The sequence below is a fragment of the Pseudoflavonifractor sp. BSD2780061688st1 E11 genome, from assembly GCF_005844125.1.
GTDB lineage: Bacteria > Bacillota > Clostridia > Lachnospirales > Lachnospiraceae > Sellimonas > Sellimonas catena.
This window is the reverse complement of record NZ_SPHM01000008.1, coordinates 23,674-36,772: the sequence shown is the minus strand read 5'-3', so window position 1 is coordinate 36,772 and position 13,099 is coordinate 23,674. Positions and strand designations below refer to the sequence as shown.

Here is a 13,099-nt window from a genome sequence, read left to right as displayed (position 1 = left end):
TTTACACCACCTGAAATCTCTTTGCTTCTGATTCACTGAACAGCATCATGATGTTGTTTCTCTTGATTTCGAGCTGTCTTAAAATGAAGTTCTTTACGAAATCTTCTTCCGGTGTATTGATAATATCTTCCGGTCTTCCGTACTGGGCGATCGTTCCCTGATTCATGATGACAACCTTGTCGGAAAGGGTGAGTGCTTCCTCCGGATCATGTGTGACTATAATGGTTGTCAGATGATATTCTCTTGCAATCTCCTTGATCTTGTCTTTGATGGATTCTTTGATCACGCCATCCAAAGCACTCAACGGCTCGTCAAGAAGCAGGATCTTCGGCTTCATTACCATGGTTCTCGCAAGAGCCACTCTCTGTTTTTGTCCGCCGGAAAGCTGTTCGATCTTCTTATCCAGATGGTCCTTCAGTCCCAGAAGATTGATCAGTCCATTGACTTCCTCCACCGTTACAATGTTTTTGTTATTGCGAAGGCCGTATGTAACATTCTGTTTCACATTCAGATTCGGGAAGAGCGCATAATCCTGGAATACAATATTGAATCCTCTCTCTTCCATTGGTACATTTAAAATATCTTCACCCTGAAAAATCAGTTCACCGGCATCTGCCTGTGTCAGTCCGAGGATGATATTTAAAAGTGTTGTTTTCCCGCATCCGGACGGTCCGAGAATCGATACAATCTCGCCATCCTCGATCTGCAGATTGATGTTTTTTAAAACATTCACTCCGTCAAATGATTTTTTGATATGCTTTAATTCCAGCATGTACAAATGACCCTTTCTTTTATCCAGATTTTCTACATTTCATCGTTTTTTTCATCCTATAGCACTATAACTCTTTACGTTTTTTTGTTCCATCCAGCTTACGCAAAGCTTTTGTAAAAATCGTGTTACTGTCTTTTCAGGAAATGTAAAATTCATTTAACAAAAAAAACATTGGGGACGGGTTCCTTTTCACCGGAACACGTCCCCAATGTTTATTGGAGTGGTTTTATTCGCCCGCCGTCTCAGGTTCGGGCTGTCTTCTAAAATTCTGTACAAAGTCAATTAAAAGTGATGAAAGCATCACTGTCACCACGGAAAACGCAATCCGGATGACCGGAATATAAGAAAGGGAAAGTCCCAGTACTACCAGATCCGTAAAAAGATAGGCTCTGGAAAGCCTCCACCCGGTTCCTCTGGAAATGGAAAGGGCAAGTGCATCGTCTCCGCCGCTTGATCCGCCCTGACGTACAATCAGGCCGACACCGATTCCTACAAAAACACCTCCCAGAAGTGCCGCCGCAAGCGGATAATCCGACAGATCCGGCAGCATGTAGGGAAACTGTTCCCACAGATCATAAAACAGAGACACAAATAAGGTGGAAATCACGGAAATCCTGATAAACTTTCCTCCAAGAAACCGGAATGCCAGAAGGTAGCAGCTCAGATCAAGGATCGGGGTTACAAGTCCTTTTGGAATATGAAACCATTTGTTTGCAAACAGTGTCATGCCAATGACACCTCCTTCAGTAATCCCGGTCTGTGAATGAATATTGTGGATACCGAAGGTACAGATTGCCGCTCCCACGGCAATCCATAACAACATCGGCACCGTAATTCCCTCAACCAGTCTTTGTACTGTTCATCTCATCTTATTCTTCAACATCATAAAACCTCCTTTGTGTTTATCTTAAACTCTGGTACTATCCCAGAGTCAAGACATTTTCACAAAAAGGAGGTCTTTTTTATGCTCTCTGCTTTACGCCCGACGTGTCACGCTTTCCTGTTTTCAGACGGTTCAGCGAAATTTCTTTTTCCTTATATACTGCTTTGGTCTCAGTTCCTTCTGCAAAAACGTAGGCGCTTTCCACAGCGTCCTTCTTCTGAAGCCTGATTCCCCGGATTCCGAGGGCTCCCTTTTTCTTCTCGGATACATCTTCCGCCGGGAATTTGAGGAAGTAGCCGTTTTCTGTCTGAAGCACGGCAAAATCCTGCCCGTTCATCGGAAGCACAGCTCGTACTTCATCACCTTCCTGAAGCTTGGTCGCCGCGGTTGTCCGCTTGGAAACAAGGAATTCCGATCCTGCCACCCGTTTGACAAGTCCGTCCTTTGTAGCAAACAGAAGGAATTCTCCTTCCAGATCCGCTTCATTCATCAAGGCAACGATATGTTCCCCTGTGCTGTCATAATTACTGATATTGTCCACCGGCAGTCCCTTGTCCCGGAATTTGCCATGCGGGATATCCAGTACCTTGATCTGGTGCATCCGTCCTTCAGCAGTAAACAGACAGAGCTTTCCGGTATTCATGCAGCGGATGATATAGCGGCTTTCTGCGTCCGCCGCCTCCTGGTTCCGCTCGTAAACAGACGGATCCACCGTCCTTGCATATCCGAAACGGTCCACCAGACAGATCACTTCCTGCTCCTCGATCTTTTTCTCCTCGTAAACTGCTTCCTCTGCATTTTCAAGGAGGGTGCGGCGCTTCACCGCATATTCTTTCTTCAGCTTATTCAGATCGTCAATGATGACAGCCGACATTTCATCGTAGTCATTTAAGATCTTCTCATAACGCTCGATCTTACGGATTGTTTCTTCATGCTCTTTCTGAAGCGCTTCGATCTCCAGACCGATCAGCCGGTAGAGACGCATCTCCAGAATGGCCGTTGCCTGCCGCTCTGTAAAGGAAAGAAGCTTTGCCATCTTCTCTGAAGTTTTGCTTTTAAATGTAATCTCATCGGTGATTCCGTACATCAGACAGGCCCTGGCGTCCTTGACCGAACGGCTTCCCCGCAGGATCTCGATAATCAGGTCAATCACATCACAGGCCTTGATGAGACCTTCCTGTACCTCACGTTTTTCCTGCTCTTTTGCAAGCAGTGTCCGGTATTTCCTTGTAGTAATCTCGAACTGAAAATCCACATGATATTCAATGATCTTTTTCAGCCCCATCGTCTCCGGCTTTCCGTCCGCCACCGCCAGCATGTTGACGCCGAACGTATCCTCCAGTTTCGTCTTCTTGTAAAGCATGTTCGTCAGATTTTCCACATCGGCATCCTTTTTCAGGTCGATGACGATACGGATTCCCTCTTTGGAGGACTGGTTGGAAATATCCACAATGTCCGATGTCTTCTTCGTCTCCACAAGGGCGCAGACATCATTTAAAAATTTACCGATACCGCTTCCGATCATCGTGTATGGAATCTCCGTGATGACAAGACGCTTTTTCCCGCCTTTTAAGTCTTCAATCTCCACTTTTCCACGCAGCTTGATCTTCCCGCTTCCGGTCTCATAGATCTGCAGCAGGTCGTCCTGATTGACCACGATGCCGCCCGTCGGGAAATCCGGGCCTTTCAGATATTTCATCAGCTGCCTGGTGCTGATAGCATTGTTCTTCATGTATGCTTTCACCGCGTCGATGACTTCCCCCAGATTGTGGGTCGGGATGCTTGTCGCCATACCGACTGCGATTCCTTCCGCTCCATTGACAAGAAGATTCGGGAAACGGACCGGAAGAACTTCCGGCTCTTTTTCCGTCTCGTCAAAGTTCGGAACGAAGTTGACAATGTCCTTGTCCAGATCCGCAAGAAACGCTTCCTGGGTCACCTTCGCAAGTCTTGCCTCGGTGTAACGCATGGCCGCAGCCCCGTCCCCTTCGATGGAACCGAAGTTTCCGTGGCCGTCCACCATCACCATGCCCTTTTTGAAATCCTGTGCCATCACGACAAGAGCCTCATAAATGGAACTGTCGCCGTGAGGATGGTATTTACCCATCGTGTCCCCGACAATACGCGCGCACTTTCTGTACGGTCTGTCATACCGGATTCCCAGTTCGTACATATCATAAAGGGTACGTCTCTGGACCGGCTTCAGGCCGTCCCTGACGTCCGGCAGGGCACGGGAAACGATGACGCTCATCGCATAATCAATATATGATTTTTTCATGACATCCGAATATTCGGTCCGGATGATCTGTTCACTTTCATTCTGACTCATGTATCTTCCTCATTTCTAATGGTAACTGTCCGTTTCCTGCTAAATATCCAGCTCTGCCTCTCTGGCATTCTCGTAGATAAACGTCCGTCTCGGCGGTACTTCGGTACCCATCAGCATCTCTGTCACGCTGGAAGCCATCCGGGCGTCTTCGATCTCCACCTGTTTTAAAATCCGGGTCTTCGGATCCAGTGTCGTCTCCCAGAGCTGCTGGGCATCCATCTCTCCCAGACCTTTGTATCTCTGGAGCGTGAACGGCCCTTTGTGCTTCTTCCGGTACTCTTCCAGAGCCCGGTCATCGTAGAGGTATTCCTCCTTGCCGCTTTTTGGCATGGCCTTATAAAGAGGCGGCATGGCAATATAGACATGTCCCTCAAAAATAAGCTCCGGCATAAAGCGGTAAAACAAGGTCAGGAGCAGCGTGGAAATATGCGCTCCGTCCACGTCCGCATCGGCCATGATGATAATCTTATCGTACCGCAGTTTGCTGATATCAAAATCATTTCCGTATCCTTCGGAAAATCCGCAGCCAAAGGCATTGATCATTGTCTTGATCTCCGCGTTTGCCAGCACTTTATCGATACTTGCCTTCTCTACATTTAAAATCTTTCCGCGGATCGGAAGGATCGCCTGGTACATCCGGTCTCTCGCCGTCTTGGCAGAACCGCCTGCGGAGTCTCCCTCCACGATAAAGATCTCACATTTTTTCGGATCCCTGCATTCGCAGTTTGCGAGTTTTCCGTTGCTGTCAAAAGAATACTTCTGCTTTGTCAGCAGGTTTGTCTTTGCCTTTTCCTCCGTTTTCCGGATCTTTGCCGCCTTCTCCGCACAGGACAGCACTTTCTTTAAGACATCCAGATTCCGGTCAAAGTAACGCACGATTTCATCGTTTGTCACCTTGCTTGTGGCCTTGGCTGCATCCTGGTTGTCCAGTTTCGTCTTTGTCTGCCCCTCAAATCTAGGATCCGGGTGCTTGACAGAGACAATCGCCGTCATCCCGTTCCGGATGTCCGCACCGGTAAAGTTGGCATCCTTGTCCTTCAGAATTCCAAGCTCCCTTGCGTACTGGTTCATCACTGTCGTAAAGGTGGACTTAAAGCCTGTCAGATGAGTTCCTCCTTCTGCATTATAGATATTGTTGCAGAATCCAAGAATGTTCTCATGAAACTCATTGACATACTGAAAAACCGCCTCCACCTCGATGCCCTCGGCCTCCCCTTTGAAGTAGACCGGGTCGTGAACCGGCTCGCTCTTGGAATTCAGATCCTTGATAAACCCGATCAGTCCGTCCGGCTCATGGTAGGTAATCTGCTCTTCCGGCTCTTTTCTCTTATCTGTAAAATGAATCGTCAGTTCCGGATTCAGATATGCAGTCTCGTGAAGCCTGCTCTTGATCTCCTCCTCCCGGAATCTTGTCTTTTCAAAAATCTCGCCGTCCGGGAGAAAATTAATGGTCGTCCCTGTCTTTTTCGTCTTTCCGATCACCGGAAGGAGCCCGTTTTCCAGTTCCACCACCGGAATTCCCCGCTCATATCGGTCATGGTGAATGGCCCCGTCACGGCTGATCTTCACATCCATATATTCGGAAAGGGCATTGACTACGGAAGAGCCCACACCGTGGAGTCCGCCGCTTGTCTTGTAGACAGAATCGTCAAACTTTCCCCCTGCGTGCAGTGTTGTATAGACAATACGCGCCGCCGATACGCCTTTTTGATGCATTCCAACCGGCACGCCGCGCCCGTCATCGGAGACTGTCGCGGAGCCGTCTTTTTCCAGCGTCACTTCTATATTCATGCAAAATCCGGCCAGATGTTCATCCACGGAATTGTCCACGATCTCGTATACCAGATGATTCAGCCCCTTTGTACCTACACTTCCGATATACATGCCGGGACGCTTCCGGACTGCCTCCAGACCTTCCAGTACCGCGATACTGTCCGCATCGTATGTCGTATGTTTCGCCATCGTATTCTTCCTTTCTTCCTTCTGATTATTCGTATCTTTCAAAAAATCCATTACTTTCAACAGTTTACCACAATCGAACATACGATTCAAGAAATTAAATTTTACCCATTCAGTACAGAAATTAAATTTTACCCGTTCAGCACACGGTTTAAGGACTCTGCCAGCGGCTCCATGGCATTTTTCATCTCCTGCACCGTGTTCGTCTGGGCTCCCGCTTCCACGAGAAGCATCTTCGGGACAAGCTGCATGTTATAGCGGTATCCTTTCAGATAAATATTTCTCGTAAATCCCGGATAATGCTCATCGGCGTCCAGTTTCATCTGAAGGGAGAACGCCAGGTTATCCTGAATATACGGATTGTTGAAATACTGGATATCTCCGTTTGCCCTCGTCCGGCACAGGCCGTTGAAGAACATGATCTTTGCCGTCTGCTTTCCATTCACTTCCGTCACCAGGTGGGTTGTTTCGGCAACTCCGTCTCTATGTAGGTCAATGACCACCTCGATGGATGGATTTTCCGCCAGAATCTTTTCCGCCGCGGCGCCGGAAAGCTCATAGGCTTCGCTTCGGTCCAGTTTCCCGTTGATGATATCGTAGACACCCCGGTCGTGGATTGTCTGTATATGGTAAGTATTGTTCAGAAGATCTGTCAGGTAATCTCCGATTCCCACGATGGAAGTCGAATCATCCCCCGGAACCGAATCTACAAAAGTTTCCTGCGAGTGCGTGTGATAGATCAGAATTTTCGGCCCGTTGTCCTGATTTTCAAACTTCATGTTTTTCGCAAGCAGCATTTCCGCATTCAACTCTTCCGGGCTGGTCATCGTCGTACTGTCAATCGTATAAAAATGACTGGTCAGATACTCATAGTCCTTCAGCTTTTCCCGGTCAATGGTTCCCTGAATTTTCGTTTCATGGGGTTTTTCCGTCGTAGTATCCTGATTCTGTTCGATCAGCTTTCCATTTTCATCTACCACGTTCTCATCTTCCGCCTCCTTTTTCAAAAGCATCTCATACGTTTCCGAGTCCTCGATTTCCGTCTCGCTGACTTCATTTGCTTTCACATAATTTCCAAGGGGCGTCATTTTCATCGCCTGCCTGGCCACCCATTCACCGACTGTCCCTTCCGGCTGGTCATTCATCCGGACAAGGGCGGGGAAATACATTGCCTCCGCCCCTTTTTGAATGGTTCTCCCGATTTCTGCCCGGATAAACTCTGCCGAACTTTCATAACCTCCCAGAATAATATATCCGCCAAGCACACTCACCACACCTCCGATCAGGAGATGCCTAAGGTGTATGTTTCCACTCAAATGCCTCACTCTACTTTCTTACCATATCAGGATTTTCATGTCTTAACACTATATGCCTTTTTCTTCGTGATTATGTGCCTGTCCTGTCATTTCGCCACGCTCCTTATTCCTGGAGAATAACAGATTCAGGCCCTCCGATATAGTAAAACTGATCCTCTTTACCGTATCATCAATATCCTTTGGTGTGACAAACATACCGTTGAGATGAGGAGAGATCAGCTGTCTGACAAGCTCATATTTTTCGGCTACATGATACCCCTGCAGTACCACTCCCACTCCCTTGAGCACCTCGGAATGTTCCATCTCTTTCATCAGGTTTTCCATCGCATCATTTACAATAGTGGCCGCGTCAACCACTGTCGGCACGCCGATGGCGATCACCGGAGTTCCGATACTTTCTTCTGTAATGGCATTACGGTGGTTGCCGACACCGGATCCCGGATTAATCCCTGTATCCGCAATCTGGATCGTCCGGTTTAACCGTTTGGAATTTCTGGCCGCCAGCGCATCCACCACAAGGATTACATCCGGCTTCGTCTCTGTCACAACACCACGGACGATCTCTGCGGTTTCCATGCCGGTCTGTGCCATTACCCCCGGGACAAGAGCGCTTACCAGGGTCACTTCATCCTCGCCCATCGCGTACTTTCCATATTCGCGTACAATATGCCTTGTAATATTCAGATTATCCGCCACATACGGTCCCAGAGCGTCCGGCGTCACCTCCCGGTTCCCCAGTCCCACCATCAGGATCGAAATGTCCTCATCCTTGCTTCTTTTTTTCCATTTTCCCTTCAGAAGTTTCTCCACACACTCTGCGATCTTTACAGAAACTTCCCTGTGATACCCCTCATCCGGTACGGCAAGATTCGGTGCCTCCATTGTAATATATGTTCCAACAGGCTTTCCCATCGTTTTTGCTCCGTTCTCTGTCTTGATCTTTACCGTCGTAGTCCTGATTTCCCGTTCCTCGTCATACTCCTCTTCCAGAACGACGCCCTGAACTTCCACATTTTCTTCTTCAAATCGCTCTTTCTCCTCCAAAGCCAGATCGGTCCGGATACTGTACTTCTCAACCATGATAAAACCTCGCTTTTTTTCATTTAAACACTAGTTTCTCAAAAAAAAGCCGAAATATGTATTGACAGAAATTATTTATTGACATAAAATAAATGAGTATGCTTCGTCAGATCGTTCCGTGTCCGGCTCTGACGATGAACAAGAAATGAATTTACCAGAGTTGGAGGTGTAGGTCATGGCTAACATTAAATCTGCAAAGAAAAGAATTTTAGTTGCTGAGACAAGAACTGCAAGAAATAAGGCGATCAAATCTAAAGTGAAAACTTGCGTGAAGAAAGTTGAGACAGCTGTTGCTAACAAAGACGCTGCTGCTGCAAAAGAAGCACTCAGCGTAGCAATCTCTGAGATCAACAAGGCTGGAAGCAAAGGTGTTTACCACAAAAACACTTGTGCAAGAAAAGTTTCCCGCCTTACAAAAGCTGTAAACTCTATCGCTTAATTTATAGAAACAAAAAGCAAAAGACATCCTGAAACCGTCAGAGGATGTCTTTTTTATTTGTTGTTTCTCTTTGCTCAAAGGTATCTCTGTTTTTTTATTCTGCCGGAACATCTCTGATCACATTGCAGTCTCGGATCAGGATGCCAAGCGTCACTGCCAGCAGCACGCCTCCTGCCAGTAACACAAGACTTAACATCCAGGCATACGAAGCCTGATCTCCCGCAAAGTTTCTGAATCCACAGACTGCTGTATAAATCAGGAACAACAGCTGCCATACAGCAAAGCGTTTTGATTTCTGCTCCTGCTCCGGATCATCCCTGGCAGCGGCGCAGACTGCCAATGTTGCCATAACGAGATAAAACAGCTGCGCCAGGAGCCCCGCCCATCTCCAGGGCCCTATTTCATAGGTGCCTGTAAACCGGACCATTGCCGTTCCAAATCCTGCAATCCAGGCATACCGGAACCTCTGATCTCCCGTCTGCTGGTAGAGCTCTTCCAATCCCCGTATAAGGCACACAAGTCCCACCAGAGTTCCAATTTCGATTTCATAAATCCGGATACTGACCAGAAGCAGAAGAGTCCCTGCCATGATCTCATACTTCCACTTTTTCATCTATTTCACTCCCTCTTTTCTTTCATTGTATCATATAGTCTTTATCATGTGAAACAGCAAAAAGAAAGCCGATACCGGGAAACATATGTCCCAATACCGACTCTCTCCATATAGCATTATTCGTGCATCAAAAATTAGTTGTTGATCAGTTTGTCGTCTTCAGCCCAGCTGTAGAGTTTTCTTAATTCTGCTCCAACTACTTCTGACTCATGCTGAGCGCCTTTTGCTCTCATAGCGTGGAAGTGCGGTGCACCGATCTTGTTTTCTAACAGCCAGTCTTTTGCGAATGTTCCGTCCTGGATGTCTGAGAGGATCTTCTTCATTGCTTTCTTTGTATCTTCTGTGATGATCTTTGGTCCTGTGATGTAATCACCGTATTCTGCTGTATTGGAGATAGAGTATCTCATTCCTGCGAAACCGCTCTGATAGATCAGGTCAACGATCAGTTTCATCTCATGGATACATTCAAAGTATGCATTTTCTGCCGGATATCCTGCTTCAACAAGAGTTTCAAATCCAGCCTGCATCAGTGCAGATACACCGCCGCAGAGAACTGCCTGCTCACCGAAAAGGTCTGTCTCTGTCTCAATCTGGAATGTACTTGTCAGAAGACCTGCTCTTGCACATCCGATTGCTGCACCATAGGCAAGTGCCAGATCCAGTGCTCTTCCGGATGCATCCTGCTCTACACATACGAGAGCCGGAACGCCCTGTCCGTCTACATATGTACTTCTTACTGTATGTCCAGGCGCTTTCGGAGCAATCATAGTTACGTCCACGCCTGCCGGTGGTTTGATCTGTCCAAAGTGGATTGCGAATCCATGAGCGAACATCAGCATCTTACCTTCTGTCAGGTTCGGTTCGATGTCTTTTTTGTACATATCAGCCTGTAACTCGTCGTTGATCAGGATCATGATAATATCAGCCCATTTTGCAGCCTCCTGGTTTGTCATGACTTTGAGTCCCTGTGCCTCTGCTTTTGCTTTGGACCTGCTTCCTTCGTAAAGTCCGACTACAACATCACATCCGGATTCTTTTAAGTTCAGGGCATGTGCATGTCCCTGGCTTCCATATCCGATGATGGCAATCTTTTTTCCCTCCAGCAATGCTAAATTACAGTCTTCCTGATAATAGATTTTTGGTTTGTTCATTGTTACTCTACCTCCTGATTTTCTGATATAATCGTCAAAGGGATCATCCCTTCAGCTGCTGATTAGTCCAGACCGTTTTCCTCGGCCCGTTTTCTCAGAATCTCCTCTGCATCCGCAATATCTTTATTTCCTCTGGAAAGTCCGGTGATTCCGGTCCGCGCAAGTTCTAGAATCTCGTAGCCGTCAAGCAGATTCAAAAACGCGTCCAGTTTAGACTGTGCTCCGGTAAGCTCTATAATCAGAGATTCTTTCTCCACATCGATGATCTTCGCACGGAACACATCCGCGATCGCGATAATACCCGGCCGAAGCGTCGCATCTGCCTTGATCTTTACAAGAATAAGCTCTCTGTAAACCGCTTCCTCATCATTGAGAAGCTTAATCTCCAGTACATCTTCCAGCTTCCGAACCTGCTTTTCGATCTGAGAGAGAATCCTCTCATCCCCGCTTGCCACAACCGTGATCCTTGTAAAACGCGGATCCGCTGTCACACCTGCCGTAATGCTGTCAATACTGAACCCTCTTCTGCTGAAAAGTCCTGCAATACGGCTCAGCACTCCCGGTGTATTATCCACCAATAAAGAATAAACCTGCTTTCTCATACAACCTACCTCTACTTTCTTTTCTAAAAACAGAGTGCGTTCTGTTTTTTTATTGTAACAATGAATCATCCTTTTGTCAAGTAAAGCATTAAATCTTTTTTCTTTTCTGTTTCTTACTGTGCGTTCTGTTCTGCAATCCGCTCGGCCAGATCATTGAGATAGACCCACCGTTCCATTTTTTCTTCCAGTTCTTTTTCTGTTTTATCTTTTTCCCGGGTCAATTCTGTCAGTTTCATAGAATTGGTGGCATTCGCCATCATATCCTGATCCAGTTTTTCAAGCTTTGCTTCCAGAGATGATATTTCATCATCAATCCCCTCATACTCTTTCTGCTCTTTGTAAGTAAATTTCAGTTTTGCCTGACGGGGCTTCTTCCAGTCTCCCGCTTCGTTTTTCCTTGATTTCTCCGCCTCTTCCGTCTCTTTTCTCTGTTCACCTCTGGCATTCAGATAATCGGTGTATCCTCCTTCGTACTGTGTTACATCCCCGTTTCCGTCCAGTTCGAAAATCCGGTCCACAACATTATCGAGGAAATAGCGGTCATGGGATACGGCCACGACAATCCCCTCAAAAGAATTCAGATAATCTTCCAGAATAGTCACCGTTGCAATATCCAGATCATTGGACGGTTCATCAAGCAGAAGGACATTCGCTCCCTGCATCAGAACACTCAGAAGATAAAGGCGGCGTTTTTCTCCTCCGGACAGTTTTTCCACCGGCGTGTACTGCATCTCCGGCGTGAAAAGGAATCGCTCCAGCATTGCCGATGCGCTGATCTTTCCTTCTTCCGTCTGGACATATTCTCCGAAGTCCTTGATATAATCGATCACCCGGACACTGTTATCCATATCCGGCACTTCCTGGGCGAAATAACCGATCCGGATCGTCTCCCCGATTTCAATCTCTCCCTCATCCGGAGCAATCTGCCCCGCCATCATTTTCAACAGTGTGGACTTTCCGCAGCCGTTCGGTCCGATAATGCCAAGCCTCTGGTCTCTCAGAACAATGTAGTCCAGATCCCGGATCAGGTTCCTCTCCCCATATCCTTTTGAAATATGGTGAAGTTCGATGGTTTTCTTTCCCATCCTGGTACTGATCTTTGCAACATCCACACTCTTTTCCGCCTCCGGCACTTTCCCGTTTTTCAGTGCCTCCAGCCGTTCCAGTCTCGCTCTCTGCTTTGTACTTCTTGCACGGCATCCCCGCTTTGCCCATTCCAGCTCCATACGGAGCACACTTTTACGCTTTCTCTCAGATGCAAGTTCCATCTCTTCTCTTTGGGCTTTCAGTTCCAGAAATCCGGAATAACCGGCCTCATATCCATAGATTTTTCCATTATCCACTTCCAGAATCCGGTTCGTCACACGGTCCAGAAAATAACGGTCATGGGTTACCATCAGTACAACACCCCGGTAATTTCTCAGGTAGTCTTCCAGCCAGATAATCATTCCCTCATCCAGATGGTTGGTCGGCTCGTCCAGAAGCAGAATATCCACATCTTCGGCCAGCACTTTCGCCAGCGCCACCTTTCGCCTCTGTCCGCCGGAAAGGTCTGCCATCTTTGCCGTATAGTCCAGAATTCCAAGCTTCGTCAGATTGCTCTGCACCTTCCAGTCCGTATCCGGATTTCCGTCCAGTGCATATCCGGCAATATCCGAATCCGCGCAAAACACCGGATTCTGCAGAAGATAGGCAGCCTTTTTCCCATTCTGCCGGATAATCTGTCCTTCATCCGGCTCCTCCTCTCCGGCAATCATCTTCAGAAGGGTGGATTTTCCGGTACCGTTAATTCCGACAATCCCTATTTTGTCTCCTTCCTGTACCCCAAAAGAGGCATCTTCAAAAAGAAACTTATCGCCAAATCGTTTTGTAATGTGTTCTATATTTATGATATTCATCTCTTTGCTGCTCCTGTCTTCTTCGATTTCATTCTTTCTGTATCCGATCATACTACC

Annotated in this window: 11 protein-coding genes; 1 reads left to right on the top strand and 10 read right to left on the bottom strand. The window is 47.2% G+C overall.

All coding sequences use genetic code 11. From position 1 onward, the window contains the following. Position 1: 1 nt before the first annotated feature. The 6 genes from FGQ85_RS05235 to gpr form a co-directional block, all read right to left on the bottom strand. Complete coding sequence (locus FGQ85_RS05235; protein ID WP_087167340.1) at positions 2 to 772, bottom strand: ABC transporter ATP-binding protein; 771 nt, start codon at positions 770 to 772, stop codon at positions 2 to 4. A gap of 226 nt (positions 773 to 998) precedes the next feature. Further along, positions 999 to 1,595, bottom strand: coding sequence for a YitT family protein (locus FGQ85_RS05230; RefSeq protein ID WP_087167515.1), 597 nt, complete (start codon positions 1,593 to 1,595; stop codon positions 999 to 1,001). 139 nt (positions 1,596 to 1,734) lie between these two features. Further along, a complete protein-coding gene (locus FGQ85_RS05225) occupies positions 1,735 to 3,984 on the bottom strand; it encodes a DNA topoisomerase (ATP-hydrolyzing) (protein ID WP_087167341.1) in 2,250 nt (749 codons plus the stop codon). A 39-nt stretch (positions 3,985 to 4,023) separates the two neighbouring features. Beyond that, a complete protein-coding gene (locus FGQ85_RS05220) occupies positions 4,024 to 5,946 on the bottom strand; it encodes a DNA gyrase subunit B (RefSeq protein WP_138372848.1) in 1,923 nt (640 codons plus the stop codon). Positions 5,947 to 6,074: 128 nt separating this feature from the next. Continuing rightward, on the bottom strand, positions 6,075 to 7,259 hold the full coding sequence (gene spoIIP / locus FGQ85_RS05215) for a stage II sporulation protein P (RefSeq protein WP_243128489.1): 1,185 nt from the start codon (positions 7,257 to 7,259) through the stop codon (positions 6,075 to 6,077). 48 nt (positions 7,260 to 7,307) lie between these two features. After that, on the bottom strand, positions 7,308 to 8,339 hold the full coding sequence (gene gpr, locus FGQ85_RS05210; RefSeq protein ID WP_138372847.1) for a GPR endopeptidase: 1,032 nt from the start codon (positions 8,337 to 8,339) through the stop codon (positions 7,308 to 7,310). 175 nt (positions 8,340 to 8,514) lie between these two features. On the opposite strand from gpr, the gene rpsT reads away from it, so the two are divergent. Continuing rightward, positions 8,515 to 8,778: a 30S ribosomal protein S20 gene (gene rpsT / locus FGQ85_RS05205; protein WP_087167343.1), complete on the top strand. Its 264-nt coding sequence runs from the start codon at positions 8,515 to 8,517 to the stop codon at positions 8,776 to 8,778. Between the two features lie 94 nt (positions 8,779 to 8,872). On the opposite strand, the gene FGQ85_RS05200 is transcribed toward rpsT, so the two are convergent. The 4 genes from FGQ85_RS05200 to FGQ85_RS05185 all read right to left on the bottom strand — a co-directional run bounded on the left by FGQ85_RS05200 (position 8,873) and on the right by FGQ85_RS05185 (position 13,042). Next, a complete protein-coding gene (locus tag FGQ85_RS05200; RefSeq protein WP_138372846.1) occupies positions 8,873 to 9,391 on the bottom strand; it encodes a hypothetical protein in 519 nt (172 codons plus the stop codon). Between the two features lie 134 nt (positions 9,392 to 9,525). Next, complete coding sequence (gene ilvC / locus FGQ85_RS05195; RefSeq protein WP_087252935.1) at positions 9,526 to 10,542, bottom strand: ketol-acid reductoisomerase; 1,017 nt, start codon at positions 10,540 to 10,542, stop codon at positions 9,526 to 9,528. 62 nt (positions 10,543 to 10,604) lie between these two features. Continuing rightward, positions 10,605 to 11,144: an acetolactate synthase small subunit gene (ilvN, locus tag FGQ85_RS05190; protein ID WP_087167346.1), complete on the bottom strand. Its 540-nt coding sequence runs from the start codon at positions 11,142 to 11,144 to the stop codon at positions 10,605 to 10,607. A 113-nt stretch (positions 11,145 to 11,257) separates the two neighbouring features. Continuing rightward, a complete protein-coding gene (locus tag FGQ85_RS05185; RefSeq protein ID WP_087253083.1) occupies positions 11,258 to 13,042 on the bottom strand; it encodes an ABC-F family ATP-binding cassette domain-containing protein in 1,785 nt (594 codons plus the stop codon). Positions 13,043 to 13,099: the final 57 nt, after the last annotated feature.